The sequence below is a fragment of the Enterobacter ludwigii genome (genome assembly GCF_001750725.1).
Lineage (GTDB): Bacteria > Pseudomonadota > Gammaproteobacteria > Enterobacterales > Enterobacteriaceae > Enterobacter > Enterobacter ludwigii.
The window spans coordinates 1402055-1420990 of record NZ_CP017279.1; the positions used below are offsets into that span (position 1 = coordinate 1402055).

An 18936-nucleotide genomic window follows, 5' to 3' on the forward strand; every position below is an offset into this window, starting at 1 on the left:
TTAAAGCGTGTTGTGACCTGACCACTGCTCAAGAAGAGGTTTATAGGGCTTGATGAAATACGCTTCCGTAAATTTGCCCTGTTCAATTGCCAGCCGGTTGCGTTCTTCACGGTCATAAACAATTTTTGTTAATGAATGATCCTCATGATTCAGATCGGGCTGGTAGCATTCTCCGGCGGTTGAGTTCGCATTGTAAATTTCAGGACGATAAATTTTCTGGAAAGTCTCCATGGTGCTGATGGTGCTAATCAACTCCAGGTTGGTGTAATCCCGTAATAAATCGCCGGTGAAATAAAACGCAAACGGCGCTGCGCTATTCTCAGGCATAAAGTAACGAACCTGCAGACCCATTTTCCCGAAGTACTGCTCGGTTAAGGATGTACCGTCCGGACGATACTCGATGCCCAGCACCGGGTGCTGGTTGCCCGTGCGGCGGTAGGTGTCTTTGCTGGAGACGCTCAGGCAGATCACCGGTGCCTTTTTGAAGTTCTCTTTGTATTCAGGTGAGTTAACGAAATGCCGGAAAATAGTGCCGTGCAGCTCACCAAAATTATCCGGGATCGAGAAGCGGGACTGATTTTTATTGTGCTCCGGCAGCAAGACGCTGAAATCATAATCGCGGACATAGGACGAGAAATTATTTCCAACGATACCGTCGATGCTCTCATGGGTCTTTTTATCAACGATCGTTGTCTGCAATATTTCGATAGCCGGGAAGGGCTTCTCAGCGCCGATATGCAAATCCACAGAAATAATGTCCAGTTCGAGCGCATAGCGATCGGCTTTTGGGTTGTCCCAGCGCGCTAACGCGTTAAAACGGTTATTCATCATCACCAGCGTATTACGCAGGTTTTGCTGGCGTTTTTCGCCACGGGCCAGGTTGGCGAAGTTGGTGGTGGTACGCGTATTTTCTGAAGGGTTATAATTTTCATCAAAGCAACTACGCTTAAGGCTAAATGTAAAAGCATTACTCATCGTCGTTATACATCCTAAGTTCTTGTTGCTAAGAAGTTACCAATGCATAATTTATGCCTGAGCCCGTGACGGAGGGGAAGTGACTTAATTTCACTGCAACATGAGCTATCTTCATGAACAGCGCCTTTCCAGGTATAATCCCCAAAATTTCAACACGGTTTAGAAACGATCATGACAAAACTCACCCTACAAGAGCAGATGCTGAAAGCAGGCTTAGTCAGCAGTAAAAAGATGGCTAAAGTTCAGCGCACGGCCAAGAAATCGCGCGTTCAGGCCCGCGAAGCAAGGGAAGCAGTAGAAGAGAATAAAAAAGCGCAGCTCGAGCGTGACAAGCAGCTGAGCGAGCAGCAGAAGCTGGCGACGCTGGCGAAAGAGTTTAAAGCGCAGGTCAAGCAGCTGATCGAAATGAACCGCATCACCGTGACCAGAGGCACCATCGCCTTTAACTTTACCGACGGCAATCTCATCAAAAAAATCGAGGTCGACAAGCAGACGCAGGCCCAGCTGATCAATGGCCGCCTGGCGATTGCGCGTCTGGTGATTAATGCCAATGGCGACTGCGACTATGCGATTATCCCGGCAGTGGTGGCCGATAAAATCGCCCAGCGCGATGCCGAGAGTATCGTGTTAAACAGCGCCCTGAGTCAGGAAGAGCAGGATGAAGACGATCCGTACGCAGATTTCAAAATTCCTGACGATTTGATGTGGTAAGCAGCGCTTAAAACGGTGCGGCGTGACGGGCGTTAATTGCCTCTGCGCTCACCGGATGCACAAAATCCAGCTCGCTGGCGTGCAGCATCAGCCGCGGTATCTGTTCGGTGCCCGGCAGTGCAAGACCGCCATACAGATCGCAGCCTAAAATAGGGTAGCCCAACTGCTGGCAGTGAATGCGCAGCTGGTGGGTTCGCCCGGTCTCCGGGGTCAGTCTGACCCGCGTCAACGGCAGTGCCGCATCATAAAACCGGTCCATCACCTGATAGCGTGAGCGTGCGGGCTTGCCGGTAATCGCACAAATCGACATCAGCGGAAACAGCGCCGGATCTTTAGCAATCGGGGCATCAATCACGCCCTCGTCGTTTTCCACATGCCCGCAAAGCAGGGCGCTGTATACCTTTCGCACGGCGCGCTGGCTGAACTGGTGACAGAGAGCGGCGTTAATCGCTTTATTGCGCGCAATGACCATCAGCCCGGATGTACCGAAATCCAGACGATGCACCAGCGTGCAGCCGGGAAACGTCTGTACCAGTCGATAATGCACTGAATCGCGGTTTTGCGGATTTTTGCCTGAAAGGCTGAGCAGACCGGAAGGCTTATTAATCAGGACCAGATGTTCGTCCTGCCAGAGGATCTCGATCTCGTCGTGACACGGTGGGGCAATAAAAGAATCTATAATCGCAGACATCAGACGGCCCGACAGAAGAGTGGGTGCGGATGATAGCGAATTTTTAGCGGCGGGGACAGAAAGAAACCCTCCCACCAGGCGGTGAGAGGGGGATGATTAAGCGGCTACGAGGCTGTCGATAGCGGCTTTCGCGTCAGTCTGCGCTTTGGTCGCAACTTCCGGGCCGTAGGCAATACCTTCAGCAAACACGAAATTCACGTCGGTGATACCGATGAAGCCCAGGAACAGAGTCAGGTACGGTGCAACCAGGTCAGTTGGGGTGTCTTTGTGAATACCACCACGGCTGGTCAGTACAATCGCACGCTTACCTTTCACCAGACCTTCAGGACCGTTTTCAGTGTAACGGAAGGTTACGCCGGCACGGGCAACCAGGTCGAAGTAGTTCTTCAGCTGAGTAGGGATGTTGAAGTTGTACATTGGCGCGTTGATCACGATAACGTCGTGCGCCTGCAGTTCAGCAATCAGCTCGTCAGAGAGGGCCAGGGCTTCCTGCTGACGTGGCGTCAGGGGAGCGTCGCCTGGACGCAGCGCGCCAACCAGTTCGCCATCCAGCACAGGAATCGGGTTTGCAGCCAGGTCACGCACGGTGATTTCATCAGCAGAATGCTGTTCACGCCACTGTTCAACGAAGTAGTCAGAGAGCTGACCAGACTGTGAGTACCCTGCCAGAATACTGGATTTCAATACTAATACTTTGCTCATGGGTGATTCCTGTTTTTGCATTTGATTGAAGGGGGTTGCCCCGTTGCTTGTTGACACTCTATTCACAATCCTGTCGCAGGGATAGCGCAATATATCGAAGTCTATGTTCGAATTTTTTGAATAAGGCACTCAAAGCGCCAATGTGATACTCTATAGCAATCATTAAAAAGAGATTTTACCCGGCAGTGCACTGCCCGTTAACGCTATGACAGAACAACAAAAATTAACCTTCCCGATGCTCCTGCAACAGCTTGATTCACTGATGCTGCGTGATAAACAGCGGTTTGCCCGCCGTCTGCACGGGGTGAAGAAGGTTAAAAATCCTGATGCACAACAGGCCATTTATCAGGAGATGGCGAAAGAGATTGAACAGGCGGCAGGGAAAGTCGTGCTGCGCGAAGCCGCACGTCCGGAGATTACCTACCCGGAAAACCTGCCGGTCAGTCAGAAAAAACAGGACATTCTTGACGCCGTGCGCGACCACCAGGTGGTGATTGTTGCAGGGGAAACCGGTTCAGGGAAAACCACTCAGCTGCCGAAAATTTGTATGGAGCTGGGGCGTGGAGTGAAAGGGCTGATTGGTCACACCCAGCCGCGTCGTCTGGCGGCGCGTACCGTGGCGAACCGTATTGCCGAAGAGCTGCAAACGCAGCCCGGTGGCTGCATTGGGTATAAGGTGCGATTCAGCGACCACGTTAGCGATAACACCATGGTCAAACTGATGACTGACGGTATTCTGCTGGCGGAAATCCAGCAGGATCGTCTGCTGATGCAGTACGACACGATCATTATCGATGAAGCGCACGAACGCAGCCTGAATATCGACTTCCTGCTCGGGTATCTGAAAGAACTGTTACCGCGTCGCCCGGACCTGAAAATTATCATCACTTCCGCCACCATCGATCCGGAGCGTTTCTCAAAGCATTTCAACAATGCGCCGATTATCGAGGTCTCTGGCCGAACGTATCCGGTGGAGGTGCGCTATCGCCCGATAGTGGAAGACGCGGACGATACCGAGCGCGACCAGCTGCAGGCCATCTTTGATGCCGTCGACGAGCTGGGAAATGAAAGCGCGGGCGACATTCTGATTTTCCTGAGCGGCGAACGGGAAATTCGCGATACCGCTGACGCCCTCAGCAAGCGCGATCTTCGCCATACCGAAATTCTGCCGCTGTATGCGCGCCTGTCAAACAGCGAGCAAAACCGCGTGTTCCAGCCGCACAGCGGACGTCGTATTGTGCTGGCCACCAACGTGGCGGAAACCTCGCTTACCGTGCCGGGCATCAAATATGTGATTGACCCGGGTACGGCGCGTATCAGCCGCTACAGCTACCGCACCAAAGTGCAGCGCCTGCCAATTGAGCCGGTTTCTCAGGCTTCCGCTAATCAGCGTAAAGGCCGCTGCGGCCGTGTGTCGGAAGGGATCTGTATTCGCCTCTATTCCGAGGACGATTTCCTGTCGCGACCGGAGTTTACTGACCCGGAAATTCTGCGCACCAACCTGGCGTCGGTCATCCTGCAGATGACTGCGCTAGGGCTTGGCGACATCGCCGCGTTCCCGTTTGTCGAAGCGCCGGACAAGCGCAACATTCAGGACGGCGTGCGCCTGCTGGAAGAGCTGGGTGCCATCACCACCGACGAGCAGGCTAGCGCCTACAAACTGACGCCGCTGGGCCGTCAGCTCAGCCAGCTGCCGGTTGACCCGCGTCTGGCGCGCATGGTGCTGGAAGCACAGAAACACGGCTGTGTGCGTGAAGCAATGATCATTACCTCCGCGCTCTCGATTCAGGATCCGCGCGAGCGTCCGATGGACAAGCAGCAGGCGTCTGATGAAAAACACCGTCGGTTCCACGATAAAGAGTCCGACTTCCTCGCCTTTGTGAACCTGTGGAACTACCTCGGCGAGCAGCAGAAAGCGCTGTCGTCGAACCAGTTCCGCCGCCAGTGCCGCGTCGATTTCCTCAATTATCTGCGCGTGCGCGAGTGGCAGGATATCTACACGCAGCTGCGTCAGGTGGTGAAAGAGCTGGGCATTCCGGTTAACAGTGAACCGGCGGAGTACCGCGAAATTCACATTGCGTTGCTGACCGGTCTGCTCTCCCATATCGGGATGAAGGATGCCGACAAGCAGGAGTATACCGGGGCGCGTAACGCCCGTTTCTCCATCTTCCCGGGGTCCGGTTTATTCAAGAAACCGCCTAAATGGACCATGGTGGCCGAACTGGTGGAAACCAGCCGCCTGTGGGGCCGCATTGCGGCGCGCATTGATCCCGAATGGGTTGAACCTGTTGCCCAGCACCTGCTGAAGCGCTCATACAGTGAACCGCACTGGGAGCGCGCGCAGGGCGCGGTGATGGCGACCGAAAAAGTGACCGTTTACGGTCTGCCGGTGGTTGGCGCGCGCAAGGTTAACTACAGCCAGATAGATCCCGCGTTGTGTCGCGAGTTGTTTATTCGTCACGCGCTGGTGGAGGGCGACTGGCAGACGCGTCATGCATTCTTCCGTGAAAACCTCAAACTGCGTGCCGAAGTGGAAGAGCTTGAGCATAAATCCCGTCGCCGCGACATTCTGGTCGACGACGAGGCGCTGTTTGAGTTTTACGACCAGCGTATCAGCCACGATGTGATTTCTGCCCGCCACTTCGACAGCTGGTGGAAGAAGGCCAGCAAAGAAACGCCGGACCTGCTCAACTTTGAAAAGAGCATGTTGATCAAAGAGGGGGCTGAGTCGGTCAGCAAACTCGATTACCCGAACTTCTGGCATCAGGGCTCTCTCAAGCTGCGCCTGACCTATCAGTTTGAGCCGGGCGCGGATGCGGATGGCGTCACCGTACACATTCCGCTGCCGTTGTTAAACCAGGTCGAAGAGAGCGGATTCGAGTGGCAAATTCCGGGGCTGCGTCGCGAGCTGGTGATTGCGCTGATCAAATCGCTGCCAAAACCGGTGCGTCGTAACTTTGTGCCTGCGCCAAACTATGCCGAAGCGTTTTTAGGCCGCGTAACGCCGCTGGAGTTGCCGCTGCTGGATTCGCTGGAGCGTGAGCTCAGGCGCATGACGGGCGTAACCGTCGACCGCGACGACTGGCACTGGGACCAGGTGCCCGATCACCTGAAAATCAGCTTCCGCGTGGTGGACGACAAAAACAAAAAGCTGCAGGAAGGCCGATCGCTGACCGAACTGAAAGAGGCGCTGAAAGGTAAAGTCCAGGAGACGCTTTCTGCGGTGGCTGATGACGGTATCGAGCAGAGCGGATTGCACATCTGGAGCTTTGGAGAGCTTCCGGAAAGCTATGAGCAAAAACGCGGCAACTACAGGGTGAAGGCCTGGCCTGCACTGGTGGATGAGCGTGACAGCGTGGCCATCAAACTCTTTGATAATCCACAGGAACAACAGCAGATGATGTGGCGTGGTCTGCGTCGTTTGCTGCTGCTTAATATTCCGTCACCGATTAAATATCTGCACGAGAAGTTACCGAACAAAGCCAAGCTTGGCCTCTACTTTAACCCGTACGGTAAAGTGCTGGATCTGATTGACGACTGCATCTCCTGTGGCGTGGACAAGCTTATCCACGAGGCGGGCGGTCCGGTCTGGTCAGAAGCGGAGTTTGCGGTACTGCATGAGAAAGTCAGGGCAGAACTGAACGACACCGTGGTCGACATTGCGAAACAGGTCGAGCAGATCCTCACCACCGTGTTCAATATCAACAAACGCCTGAAAGGGCGCGTGGATATGACCATGGCGCTGGGGCTGTCGGACGTGAAAGCGCAGATGGCCGGGTTAGTGTACCGTGGATTCGTTACCGGCAACGGCTTTAAACGCCTTGGCGATACGTTGCGTTATCTGCAGGCGATCGAAAAACGTCTGGAGAAAATGGCTATCGATCCGCATCGTGACCGCGCGCAGATGCTGAAAGTGGAAAGCGTGCAGAAGGCATGGCAGCAGTGGCTCAACAAATTGCCGCCGGCGCGCCGTGACGATGAAGACGTGCAGGCGATCCGCTGGATGATCGAAGAGCTGCGCGTCAGCTTCTTTGCCCAGCAGCTCGGTACGCCGTATCCCATTTCGGATAAACGTATTTTGCAGGCAATGGAGCAGATTTCGGCGTAACGTCGGGTGTTCGCCCTCTCTCTGTGAGTGAGGGCATCTGCGTTTAGCGATTCACCACGGCCAGGGTAAAGCCATCCCAACCTTTACTGCCCACCGTTTGTAGCGCGGTCGCCGTCAGGCGCGGGTTATCTCCGATCATCTCAATAAATCGTCTGACGCCCTGTACGCGGGCATCGTCGCTTTGCGCGTTAATCACTTCGCCATCCCGGACCACATTATCCCCGACGATCAGCGTTCCCGGGCGTGAGTAGTACAGTGCCCACTCCAGATACCCCGGATTGTTTGGCTTATCGGCATCGATAAAGATCAGGTCGAACGGCGGAATATCACCGATGTGTTCAAGAGAGTGCAGGGCCGGGCCTTCAATGAGCTCAATCCGATCGCTGAGCCCCGCCAGCTGGATATTCTGACGTGCAACACGGGCATGGATGGGGTCCGCTTCGAGGGTGATCAACTTCCCGTCAGGTGGCAGCGCACGCGCCATCCAGATAGTGCTGTAGGCGCCCAGCGTGCCGATTTCAAGGATCCGCCGTGCCTGCGTCATGCGGACAAAAAGCGCCAGCAACTGCCCTTGATTTGGCGCGACATCGTGTTCGGGTAAACCGGCACGCTGGTTGTTTTCCAGCACCCGCTGGAGGGTATCATCCTCGGGAATGAGTGAAGAGATCATGTAATTATCGACTGCAGACCACTGTTGTTGCATAGATTGACTCCTGAGTGGCAAACACCGGGTTGCGCTGCGATCCGGTTTTCGCCCCCTCCATGCCGGAGAGGGCCTGTGGGGTATCAGGTCACGCGTTGCTCCAGCCTCCGCCCAGTGCTCTGTACAAATCAACCTGCGCCAGCAGCAGGTTATTTTTGACCTGCACGACGCTGGTTTGTACCGAGAACAGCGTGCGCTGGGCATCCAGCACATCCAGGTACGACGAATAGCCGTTGCGATAGCGGTTTTGCGCTATGCGCAGCGTCTCTTGCGCCACATCTTGTTGGGCAAGCAGCTCCGTCAGTTGTTCCTGATAGCGCGTGATGGCATCAAGACTGTTATTGACCTCGGCAAAGGCGTTACGGACGGTTTTTTCATAACTGTAAAGCGCCTGGTTGCGCTGGGACTGCGAAATATCCACCTGTGCGTTCAGCGCCTGGCGGTTGAGCAGCGGAGCAAGAATGCTGCCGCCGACGCTCCAGAGCTGCAGCGGGTTGTCGAGTAAGCCGGAAAGCGTGCGTTCCTGTATCGATCCGGTTGCAGTCAGGTTGATCGACGGCAGCAGGCTGGCGCGTGAGGCAGCCAGCGAGGCATCAGCCGCAACCAGTTGCTTTTCAGCCTGCACAATATCCGGACGGCGATTAAGCAGCGAGGAGGGCAGTTGCGAGGGCAATGTCAGGGGCGTCAGGGCCGCGAAGCTTTCACTGCGCGCGACCTCGCCCGGGTTGCTCCCCAGCAGCAGGCTCAGGGCGTTCTCCTGCTGTGCAATCTGATGCTGCAGCAGGGGAACCTGCGCCCGCGTGGAGCGCAGTTCGGAGTCGGACTGCATCAGTTCCAGGCGTGAACTGTAGCCCGTTTCAAACTGGCGTTTAGCGAGAGTGAATGCCTCTTCCCGGGACTTCAGCGTGGAGCGGGTGACGCGAAGCTGTTCATCGAGGGACAGCAGGGTGATATAGCCGGAGGCGACCGAGGACGCCACGGTAAGATCTGCTGCCGCCGCCGCGGCTTTCTGCGCGTCCAGCGAGGCTTCAGCCGCATTCGCGGTGCTGCGGTTTACGCCCCAGATATCGACATCATAGCTGGCGGTAAGGCTGCCTTTATACAGGCTGCTGTAGATCGGCAGACCGGTGGCAGCAGATTGTGTCCGCGCGCGGGTGCCCGTGACGCCAGCATCCAGCGACGGAAACAGGCTGCCGTCGGCCGCGTAGACCCGCGCCTGATACTCGTTAATCCGTTCGCGGGCAATCAGCACGTCGCTGTTGTTCTTAAGCGCCAGGTCCACATAGCGGTTCAGATTATTGTCGTGGAAATTACGCCACCAGAGCTGTTCTGCAGGGCTTGCCGGGCCTGCTGTTGCTCGCCATTGTGTGGGGATGTGCAGCGACGGCTGCGCCGGTTTCACGTCGACCGACTGGCAACCGGCCAGCACGGTCATGATCATCAGAACGGCTATCGGGCGAAGGGTCATTGCTTCGCCTCCCGCGTATCAATGGTCACCTGCACCGACATGCCCGGACGCAGAAGCTGATAGGCTTCCTGGTCACCCAATACTTCAATTCGCACCGGAATACGCTGGGCAATTTTGACAAAGTTACCCGTGGCGTTATCCGGCGTGATGGCGCTGAACTCAACGCCGGTTGCCGGAGAGATGCTCTCCACGCAGCCCTGATAGGCCTTATCATTTAATGCATCGACGGTGAATTTCACCGGCTGACCCACCCGAAGCTCCGCCAGCTGCGTCTCTTTAATATTGGCGATCACCCAGTGCTGAGGCGGCACGAGGGTGGTGAGGTGGGTTCCGGCGGTAACGTAAGCGCCCAGACGAACGGCGATCTGACCAAGCTGGCCGTCGCGAGGCGCCACAATGCGCGTGTTTTGCAGGTCAATTTGCGCCAGCTCCAGCGCCGCTTTGGCGTTTTCCACATCCGCCTCCAGCGCGCCGCGATTGACGATCACCGTTTGCAGATCCTGGCGCGACATTTCCAGCGTGGCTTTCGCCTGGTCAATGTCGGCGCTGCCCTGGGCTGCGCTTGCCAGCGCGGCGTCGCGCTCACGGATAGACAGTGAACCATCCGCCGTCAGGTCCTTTACGCGCTTCAAATCTGCCTGGGATTTCAGACTCTGGGCGCGGGCATTTTTCAGAGCCGCTTCGTTTTTGGCGATCACCGCTTCGGCGCTTTTGCGCTGTTGCAGGTTGTTGTTCAGGGCGGCAATCTTCATCGCCAGCTGCGCTTCGGCCTGATGCACCCGCTGGCGGTAGATACGGTCATCAATCTGCAGCAGCAGCTCGCCCTTTTTGACCCGGTCGAAATCCTGCACCTTCACCTCAGTGATATAGCCGTTAACCTGCGGGCTGATAAAGGTCGTCTGTCCGCGCACGTAGGCATTATCAGTAAACTGCGAGTGGCGGGTGAACGGGGGTAGCTGCCAGGCGTAGAGGATCACCAGTACGCCGACAATACCGATTGCCGCCGCGGTGAAAACCGAAACGATACGAACATTTTTACGGGTGTTGGCCTGCTCTTTAGCGGCATCCTGCTGACTCATAACATCTCCAGAGAAATCATCTTCATATTCATTACTTGTTGCCTGTTGCCTTCTTCAGGGCCATACGGGCAGTCAGGCGCAGGCGCAGCAAGCGCCATAAAATCCAGACCAGGGTGGCGGCGGCAATGCTCGCCGTCAGTAAATAAGTATCGTTATAAGCCAGAATATTTGCCTCAAGCGATGAAACCGTTTGCAGCTGGGTGATGGCCTGGGTGCCCAGCAGCGAGCTGTCGCCAATCAGGCTCCGGTACAGCCCGGTGTAAGCCTGAATACGGTCATTCACCAGCGGGTTCAGGGTTGTGAGCTGATCGGCCAGCATGCTGGAGTGGTATTTCTCGCGCCAGGTCTGGAAGGTCCCCAGGATGGCAGAGCCGAGCAGGCCGCCGAGGTTCTGGCTCATGCCAAACATCACCGAGAAGCTCACCAGGTTGCGCGGATCGGCGATAACCCCGCCAATCGCAGCCAGCATGGCGGGCGCGAGGAAGAAGGCGCTGCCGAAGCCCAGCAGGAACTGGCTGAGCATCAGCTGGTCCGGGCGGGTCAGGTTGTTCGACTGGCTGTCCAGCAGGGAGGCAACAATCATGAGCGCCAGCGAGGTAATGATCGGCCACGCCAGTTTTGTGGGCTTGATGGTCAAACAGCTGGTCACAATCCCGCAGACAATACCGGCAAAAATAGACCACGCCAGGTGGGTCATCTGCTCATTCTGCAGGCCGACATACTGCAGCCAGCCGATAACGCCGGTGTTTTGCTCCGCCAGCACGATGCGGATCAGCAGCATAATGAGCCCGAGACGCACGATGCTGCCGCTCGACAGCCAGCGGGTATTCAGCAACGGGTTAGAACGGTTATGTTCAAACACGATCGCAGACACGATTAATACCAGCGCTAATGCCAGCGACCAGCCGATCCACGGCGCTTCAAACCACCAGTAAAGACGGCCTAAGGAGAGCACAGCGCAGAGCAGCGCCATCCCCGGGGCCAGTAAAAAGAAGGTGATGAAGTCTTTTTTCTCGAAGACCTTGCGCCGGTCGCCAGGAGGCAATTTCAACGCTATCACGCAGGCCAGTGAAATGAGCGCCAGCCCGAGCTCAAAGAAGTAAAGCCCGCGCCACTCGTCAAGCTGCAGCAGCTCGGTCGAAAAGAGGCGGGCGAGGGGGATGGCGAGCGATGACCCGGTAATCCCGATGGTCAGTGCCTTCAGACGGTGTTTCGCGGGCCAGGCCTGTATCTGGTAGTAAATACCGAGGGAGCTGAGCGCGGCGGCCACCATCCCGTGTGCGGCACGCACCATCAGCGCGGAGCTGAGATCGTTTACAAACAGGTGGAAAAAGGTGACCAGCACATACAGCACCAGAAAACCTTCCGTGAAGGCGCGCAAACCATACTGCTGGCGGAATTTCACCAGCAGCAGGTTGATGGAGATGTTGGTCATTACATACACCGCCGGGAGCCAGGCGATTTCTGTCGACCAGGCCCCGAAGGTCCCCTGCAGATTTTGCAGATTGGCGGTGACCACCGCATTACCCAGCGCCCCCGTCAGGCACACCAGCAGACCGACAACCCCGTAGGCAATCCGTTTTGGCGTGCTGTGTTCTGGCGTGGAGGGCGAACCCAAGAGGGCGGGTTTCTCATGAGGCTGCCACTCGCGAGGAGCATAAGGGTCGCGTTCGGGCAGGCGCATAACGTCTTTTACCTTAGAAAAAATTGAATAATGAGTGGGCTAACGATTCTACGTTTGCCGCAAATGATAATTCAAGTGAATATGATTTTCGCAGGTTAATCAAATGTTGAAGAACAGGTTAAGGAAAAAGAGCGGCCCGGAAGGCCGTTGTTTTGTCGATCTGAAGTCGTTAATCTGAACCTGAGCAACTGAGGACATCACCATGGTTCAGACGCATTTTCCCCTTCTGCCGGAGTCAACCCTGGCGGCAATCAACACGGTCGGCCAGTGGCTGGCACAGGATGATTTGGGCGATACCCGCGACGTGGCGGCGGTTGACAGGGTTATTCTGGCCGGAAACGCGGTGATGCCGACCATCGACGCTGCCTGCCGTATTGCCGCTGAACACGACGTTCCGTTACTGATTAGCGGAGGGATTGGCCATTCGACCGCGTTTTTGTATGCGGCCATCGCTCAGCATCCGCGTTATCACACTGTCCCGGTAACGGAGCGAGCGGAAGCAAGCATTCTGGCCGATATTGCCCGCCAGTTCTGGCAGATCCCTGATGCGCACGTGTGGGTTGACGATCAATCAACCAACTGCGGAGAAAACGCGCGTTTTAGCTGGAACATGCTCAAACAGCATCATCAGACGTCCGGGCGCGTGCTGGTCGTGCAGGATCCGACCATGCAGCGCCGCACGATGGCAACCTTTGCCCGCGTGTGCCGTGACGAGTCTGCTTCGCCGCAGTGGGTCAGCCACCCGGGCTATACACCGGTGCTGAAAAATGGCGAAAACGGGCTGGTGTTCAGCGGGGAGAGCGCTGGCCTCTGGCCGGTAGAGCGTTATCTCTCGCTCATTTTAGGCGAGCTTCCGCGACTCTGTGATGACATGAACGGCTATGGCCCGGCCGGGCGTGATTTTATTGCACACGTTGAATTCCCCGACGAGGTGACTGCAGCGTGGGCACGGTTAAAGCAGGATCCTGTGCTTACGGATGCCCTGAATCACCGGTCGCTTCTCTGAGCAGAGGCCGTTTGCGGTTTTCCCCTCTCCGCGGAGAGGGGACAGGCATTACAGCGAGGCGAATTTGTCCAGCGTGCGCACCAGCTGGGTGACGAAACCGTATTCGTTGTCATACCAGGCGACGGTTTTCACCAGTTGCAGATCGCCAGCCTCTGAAACTTCGGTCTGTGTGGCGTCAAAGACAGATCCAAAGTGGGAGCCGATCACATCAGACGAAACAATCTCTTCATCGGTATAACCAAAAGATTTATTCCCCTGTGTCGCTTTTTTCAGCGCGGCGTTGATCTCCTCAACGGTGACCTTTTTACCCAGAATCGAGACCAGCTCGGTCACTGAACCGGTTTTCACCGGTACGCGCTGGGCGTGGCCTTTCAGCTTGCCGCTGAGGGCCGGAATCACCAGACCGATGGCTTTGGCCGCCCCGGTGGTGTGCGGAATGATATTCTCCGCCGCGGCGCGTGAGGCGCGAAGATCTTTCCCGCGCGGGCCATCCACCAGCGCCTGCGTGCCGGTATAGGCGTGAATGGTTGTCATGGTGCCCACTTTTATTTCAAACGCATCGTGCAGGGCTTTTGCCAGTGGGGCGAGGCAGTTGGTGGTACAGGAAGCAACGGAGATAATCGTATCACTGGCGTCAATGGTATCGTCATTCACGTTATACACGATGGTTTTCATCTCACCGGCAGGGGCAGAGATCAGCACTTTTTTGGCACCGGCCTCGAGGTGTGCCTGTGATTTTTCTGCCGACGTGTAGAAGCCTGTGCATTCCACGACGATATCGACGCCCGCGGCTTTCCACGGGATATGTTTTGCCTCTTTTTCGGCGTATACGGCGATAGTTTTTCCGTCAACAATCAGGGCGTCTTCGGTGAAATCTACGCTCCACGGGAAGCCACCGTAGTTGGAATCATGCCTGAGCAGATAAGCCAGTACTTTGGGAGAAGTAAGATCGTTGATGGCGACGACGGTGTTGCTGTCCTGGGTTTCAAGAAGGCGACGCAGGACAAGGCGTCCTATGCGTCCAAATCCGTTAATGCCAATTTTACTCATGGTGTACTCCTGTGAACGCGTCTTTGCGACAGTTTGAACTCATCCAGGCTTAGACCATCACGGACAGGGCGGCAATTGAAGAAGCTTCATGCGAGGGGAAGTATTTGAAAAACCATACAGAAAAATTAATGAATTTTTAAGGAAAGGGGATTATGTTGGCGCGATATCGGTTATTTATCAGGAAATCTCATGCGTACTAAATATACAAGCCTGCAAATTGCTATCCACTGGCTGGTGTTTTTGTTAATCATCGTCGCCTACTGCGCGATGGAGTTCAAAGGCTTCTTCCCACGCACCGCCCGGCCGGTAATCAACATGATCCACGTTTCGTGCGGCATCTCTGTACTGGTGTTGATGGTGACGCGTTTAGTGGTTCGCCTTAAATTCCGCGCACCGCCGATTGAACCGAAACCAAAACCGATGGTGACCGGACTGTCCCATCTTGGCCATCTGGTGGTGTATCTGCTGTTCATCGCGTTGCCGCTGATTGGTATTGTCATGATGTATAACCGCGGCACTGACTGGTTAGCCTTTGGTCTGGTGATGCCGCACGCGGCAGAATCGAATTTTGATCTGGTCGACGTTCTGAAAGAGTGGCACGAGACGCTGGCCAACGTGGGGTACGTTGTGATTGGTCTGCATGCGATGGCGGCGCTGATGCATCACTATTTCTGGAAAGACAACACCCTCCTGCGCATGATGCCAAAAAAACGCCAGTAACCCATAACAACGAGCCCTGCAGCAGTCTGCAGGGCTTTTTTTTAGCGTTTTATTGCAGTTGAGCGCGCTCTTCCGGGGTTAACTCCAGCGCCTGAGTGGTGCCCGTCTCTGAGGATTTCACGGCCGCTTCCAGTACCGCCATCACCGCCAGCGCCTCGACCGGATGAACCGGATTGGTGATTTTTCCGAGTAGCGCATCACGCACGTTGATGTAGTACTGACGCTGATCGCCTTTCGGCGTGGTAACGGTCTGCGGCTCACCGTTTGCACCAAAGAACACCATGCTGTCACTGTCCTCGCCCCAGGCCTCACTGCCGGGGATCACGCCCGCCAGCAGCTGCGCTTCCTGTTGGTCGATTCGGGCTTTCACCACGCTGCCTTTATCGCCGTGAACGGTAAAACGTGCCGTTCCGCCAGCCACCAGCATGCTGCAGTGCAAAATCACTTTATGTTGCGGATAATCTAAGACCACGTGTGCCCAGTCGTTAATTTCCGCGCCGTCACGCAGCGTGGCGATATTGCCCTGTACCGACTGTGGCAGTCCAAAGAGCTGCAGCGTCTGGTCAATCAGGTGCGGCCCCAGATCAAACCACAGACCGCTACCGGGCACGTTTTGCTCTCTCCAGCGCACGCGCACTTCCGGGCGGAAACGGTCAATGTGCGACTCAAGGTGTTTGACCTTGCCAAGGGTTCCTTGCTCAATAACCTGCTTAATGCCGAGGAAGTCGCTGTCCCAGCGGCGGTTATGGAAGACGGAGAGCAGCCGTTGCTTCTCTTGCGCCAGGGCAATCAGGTCGCGGGCTTCCTGCATGTCGAGCGTGAACGGTTTATCCACGACCACATGTTTGCCTGAATTCAGGGCAAGCGTTGCCAGCGGCGCGTGGGTGGCGTTAGGGGAGGCAATCACCACCAGATCGACATCGGGATGCTGAATTGCCTCTTCCGGGGTTGCCACCACCTGAACATCAGGAAGATCGCGTTTAACCTTCTCTTCATCACGAGACGAAACCACCGCCAGCTTAAGGCCGTCCACGGACTGGATCAGCGGGGCATGGAAGGTCTTGCCTACAAATCCATACCCGATCAGCGCAATGTTGATTGTCTTCACTTTACTCATGACCTTCTCCACGTTATTTCGCGCAAACCGTAATGTGCATTGCGCCAGGGTCCCCAAGCTCAGGCCAGGGACGATCTAAAAAGAGGTGCTGGATGTTGGATAATCCGCTGACCAGATACGGTTCACAGCGGTTTAGTTTCAGATGGTCGGCGACAATCCAGCGCTCATGACTGGCCGCGAGCATCGCCCGTTTGACCTCGGCATCGGCCTCTTTTCCGGCGCTCAGACCGAGTTCAGCATGGATAGCACAGGCTCCCAGAATGGCGATATCCGCGCGGTAGCGTGACAGCAGGGAGAGGGTGGCGCTGCCGGCAAACAGTCGCTGCTTGTGATCCCATTTTCCGCCGAGCAGGATCAGTTCGATATCGTCACGGTCGCTGAAGTGCCACGCGATATCCAGCGAGGTGGTGATGATTGTCAGCGGTCCCTTCAGGAACGAGGCGACAGCCATTACCGTGCTCCCCGCATCCAGAAACAGCGTCGAACCTGGCGGAACAGCCTGCGCCACCTGTTTACCAAGACGTTGTTTGGTTTCCGGCAGCAGTGTATTGCGCCCCTGACGATTCATGGCCGACAGATTCAGGGCAATTGCCCCGCCGTGGTTCTTTTGCGCCAGCCCCTGTTTCTCGAGATCGGTCAGATCCCGGCGGATGGTGTCCGCTGAGACCTGCAGTTTGTCCGCCAGTTCCGTAATGCTGGCCTGCCCGTGCTCACTAATGATATCAAGCACATATTTTTGTCTGGCCGTTTTGTGCATGGATGAATCCCGCAAAATATCGCAATAAGTTGCATATTACAGCATTTTGCCGCAGAGGGAAGGGTGTTGATCGACAGTGAGTATCAATGTCCGGTATTGTTCACATTGGTTATTATTAAAATGTTATTAATACAGTGTGAGTGATTCATTCCAAATGTTAACAGTAATGTTATTGTTGTGTTTTATTAAACACACTGGCGGATATAACCATTGTGATACCAATATGCAACCATTAATGCTTTAATGAAATTAATAAATAGAAATAAATTCTGTGTTTATTTATATGCATAGATATTAATGTTGTATATGGCATTATGGTTACTTAAACTGACATTTCTTTGAAAATCTTTGTGTCTGACGCATGCTGAAATTAACGCAAAAATGTGCATCCGGCGATTCTAAAATTTTACTTAAATAACAAAGACTTTATTTGTTTCATTTGAAAGCCCCTTTTTAAGGTTTTGTCCAGAAACCCCATCTTTTTTCTTATCTGTAACACCACATTAACATTGTGGGTGTAGTTGCCTATAGCGCATTTTGTTATGCTGCAAACCAGTTAAAGAAATAAGTAAATTCTTATTGTCATAAGAATATGGTCGGCTCTCATCTCCAATGGAAATGGGGTTGGGGAGCGTTTGTCCAATATTTATTCGGACCCAGGTAAGATATTTGTCGAATTATTTATACCCCTTTAGGGGTAAATATTTAAGCGTCATTCAGAGTCAGGGAGATAAAAATGACTATCATGCGAAATAATATGTTGCTGAGATTTCCAGTCGCCCTGGCATTAATTTCGTTGGCCTTTAATACGGCCTCTGCGAATAGCCGCCAGGTGGGGATTGCTCCGATTGCCGCGACAACATTAAAAGAGAGTATTCTTTTTGCCATCGATCGCGATCCGTCGATTAGCCAGCAGGCCGCGCAACTGGGAATAGGTCAGGCACAAATAGATGAAGCACGCAGCGGCTGGATGCCACAAATATCGTTAAACGGTAGCACCGGCCATAGCCAGACCACCGATTCCAGCGGCTCGCTGCGCAATTCTGCGGCCTGGGGATTGAGTCTGACGCAGCTGGTATACGATTTTGGCAAGACCAACAACAGCATCGACCAGTCCACGGCGCAGCGCGATAGCTATCGTTACCAGTTGATGAGCACTTTATCTGCGGTGGCGGAAAAAACGGCGCTCAGCTACGTAGAAGTCAAACGCTATTCCGACCTGTTGCAGGCCGCCAAAGAGAACGTTCAGGCGCTCAAAAACGTTGAGCAACTGGCCAAACTCCGCGCCGACGCAGGCGTCAGCTCAACCTCTGACGAGCTTCAGACGCGCACGCGCATTGCCGGTATGCAGGCCACGGTCGAGCAGTATAACGCGGCGTTAAACAGCGCCCGCGCACGGCTTGCGGTGTTGACTGGCATGGAGGCCGAGCGCTATTCACCTGTACCGGCGAAGCTTGCCGTTGAGCAAGACTCGCTTAATCGCATTGATTACTCGTCCATTCCCGCGGTCATGGCCGCGCAGAATATGGAGCGTTCAGCTCAGTATGGCGTGGCAACGGCAAAGTCTCAGCACTGGCCGACGTTAAGCCTGAAAGGAGGCCGCACCCGCTACGAGTCCGATAACCGTTCTTACTGGGATGACCAGATTCAGCTCAATATTGACGCACCGCTATACCAGGGGGGTGCCGTTTCAGCCCGTGTTCGCCAGGCCGAAGGGGCAAGGGCCATGGCATCGTCTCAGGTTGACCAGGCGCGGTTCGATGTCCTGCAAAAAGCCTCTGTCGCGCAGGCTGACTGGACCGGCGCGCAGGGGAGAATGCAGGCGGGGAAGCTGCAGCTGGAAAGCGCGTTACGCGCCCGGGATGTTTACAGAAATGAATATACCCTGAGCAAGCGGAGCATTAACGATTTGCTCAGCGTTGAACAGGATGTCTGGCAAGCCACCTCAGCCAAAATAATGGCTGAATATGATGGCTGGAGTTCGGCGATTAATTACGCATCTGCCGTTGATAATTTGATGCCGCTGATCGGAATAGAGAAAAACGCTGCCGCAAAATTACCTGATTTGAGTTAAAAAACACGCGTCTTTTTGTGCGAAATAAGTAAGAAAATAATGGGTGCTTTTTCCCAGGGATAGCTACATCCATTTGGTGGACATATCCACA

At 54.9% G+C, this 18936-nt stretch carries 15 protein-coding genes; 5 read left to right on the forward strand and 10 right to left on the reverse strand.

Annotated features, from left to right (window positions below):
* Positions 1 to 975, reverse strand: coding sequence for a DUF1852 domain-containing protein (locus BH714_RS06735; protein ID WP_040017421.1), 975 nt, complete (start codon positions 973 to 975; stop codon positions 1 to 3).
* Between the two features lie 171 nt (positions 976 to 1146).
* Between BH714_RS06735 and BH714_RS06740 the strand changes: the two genes are divergently transcribed.
* A complete protein-coding gene (locus tag BH714_RS06740) occupies positions 1147 to 1686 on the forward strand; it encodes a DUF2058 domain-containing protein (protein WP_040017422.1) in 540 nt (179 codons plus the stop codon).
* 7 nt (positions 1687 to 1693) lie between these two features.
* Here BH714_RS06740 and BH714_RS06745 read toward each other — a convergent pair whose 3' ends face one another.
* Together BH714_RS06745 and azoR are read right to left on the reverse strand one after the other, a co-directional pair.
* Positions 1694 to 2377: an RluA family pseudouridine synthase gene (locus BH714_RS06745; protein ID WP_020884216.1), complete on the reverse strand. Its 684-nt coding sequence runs from the start codon at positions 2375 to 2377 to the stop codon at positions 1694 to 1696.
* Positions 2378 to 2473: 96 nt separating this feature from the next.
* Positions 2474 to 3079, reverse strand: a complete 606-nt coding sequence (azoR, locus tag BH714_RS06750; protein WP_025204253.1) for an FMN-dependent NADH-azoreductase — start codon at positions 3077 to 3079, stop codon at positions 2474 to 2476.
* 205 nt (positions 3080 to 3284) lie between these two features.
* Between azoR and hrpA the strand changes: the two genes are divergently transcribed.
* Entirely contained in the window at positions 3285 to 7187 is a 3903-nt protein-coding gene (gene hrpA / locus BH714_RS06755) for an ATP-dependent RNA helicase HrpA (RefSeq protein ID WP_014169971.1), read from the forward strand.
* Between the two features lie 43 nt (positions 7188 to 7230).
* On the opposite strand, the gene BH714_RS06760 is transcribed toward hrpA, so the two are convergent.
* From BH714_RS06760 to BH714_RS06775, 4 genes are all read right to left on the reverse strand, one after another.
* On the reverse strand, positions 7231 to 7890 hold the full coding sequence (locus BH714_RS06760; RefSeq protein ID WP_040017423.1) for an O-methyltransferase: 660 nt from the start codon (positions 7888 to 7890) through the stop codon (positions 7231 to 7233).
* An 88-nt stretch (positions 7891 to 7978) separates the two neighbouring features.
* Positions 7979 to 9358, reverse strand: a complete 1380-nt coding sequence (locus BH714_RS06765) for an efflux transporter outer membrane subunit (protein WP_040017424.1) — start codon at positions 9356 to 9358, stop codon at positions 7979 to 7981.
* Positions 9355 to 10437 carry an HlyD family secretion protein gene (locus tag BH714_RS06770; protein WP_040017425.1) on the reverse strand — a complete coding sequence of 361 codons (1083 nt, stop codon included), beginning with the start codon at positions 10435 to 10437 and terminating at the stop codon, positions 9355 to 9357. The genes BH714_RS06765 and BH714_RS06770 overlap by 4 nt, the downstream gene beginning before the upstream one ends.
* Before the next feature lie 31 nt (positions 10438 to 10468).
* Positions 10469 to 12121: an MFS transporter gene (locus BH714_RS06775; protein ID WP_032681063.1), complete on the reverse strand. Its 1653-nt coding sequence runs from the start codon at positions 12119 to 12121 to the stop codon at positions 10469 to 10471.
* Positions 12122 to 12323: 202 nt separating this feature from the next.
* Here BH714_RS06775 and BH714_RS06780 point away from each other — a divergent pair, with 202 nt between their 5' ends.
* Complete coding sequence (locus BH714_RS06780) at positions 12324 to 13127, forward strand: YdcF family protein (RefSeq protein ID WP_040017426.1); 804 nt, start codon at positions 12324 to 12326, stop codon at positions 13125 to 13127.
* Positions 13128 to 13175: 48 nt separating this feature from the next.
* Here the strand turns inward: BH714_RS06780 and gap are convergent, their stop codons facing one another.
* Positions 13176 to 14177, reverse strand: a complete 1002-nt coding sequence (gap, locus tag BH714_RS06785; RefSeq protein ID WP_020884211.1) for a type I glyceraldehyde-3-phosphate dehydrogenase — start codon at positions 14175 to 14177, stop codon at positions 13176 to 13178.
* A gap of 189 nt (positions 14178 to 14366) precedes the next feature.
* Here gap and cybB point away from each other — a divergent pair, with 189 nt between their 5' ends.
* Entirely contained in the window at positions 14367 to 14897 is a 531-nt protein-coding gene (gene cybB / locus BH714_RS06790) for a cytochrome b561 (RefSeq protein ID WP_025204247.1), read from the forward strand.
* Between the two features lie 49 nt (positions 14898 to 14946).
* Here cybB and BH714_RS06795 read toward each other — a convergent pair whose 3' ends face one another.
* Positions 14947 to 16014 (reverse strand): oxidoreductase, encoded by a 1068-nt coding sequence (locus tag BH714_RS06795; protein WP_040017427.1) that lies wholly within the window; start codon positions 16012 to 16014, stop codon positions 14947 to 14949.
* A 13-nt stretch (positions 16015 to 16027) separates the two neighbouring features.
* Positions 16028 to 16771, reverse strand: coding sequence for a DeoR/GlpR family DNA-binding transcription regulator (locus tag BH714_RS06800; RefSeq protein ID WP_020884208.1), 744 nt, complete (start codon positions 16769 to 16771; stop codon positions 16028 to 16030).
* Between the two features lie 736 nt (positions 16772 to 17507).
* Between BH714_RS06800 and BH714_RS06805 the strand changes: the two genes are divergently transcribed.
* The gene (locus BH714_RS06805; protein WP_020884207.1) at positions 17508 to 18845 is read left to right on the forward strand and encodes a TolC family outer membrane protein; all 1338 of its coding nucleotides are present in this window, start codon (positions 17508 to 17510) and stop codon (positions 18843 to 18845) included.
* Positions 18846 to 18936 lie beyond the last annotated feature (91 nt).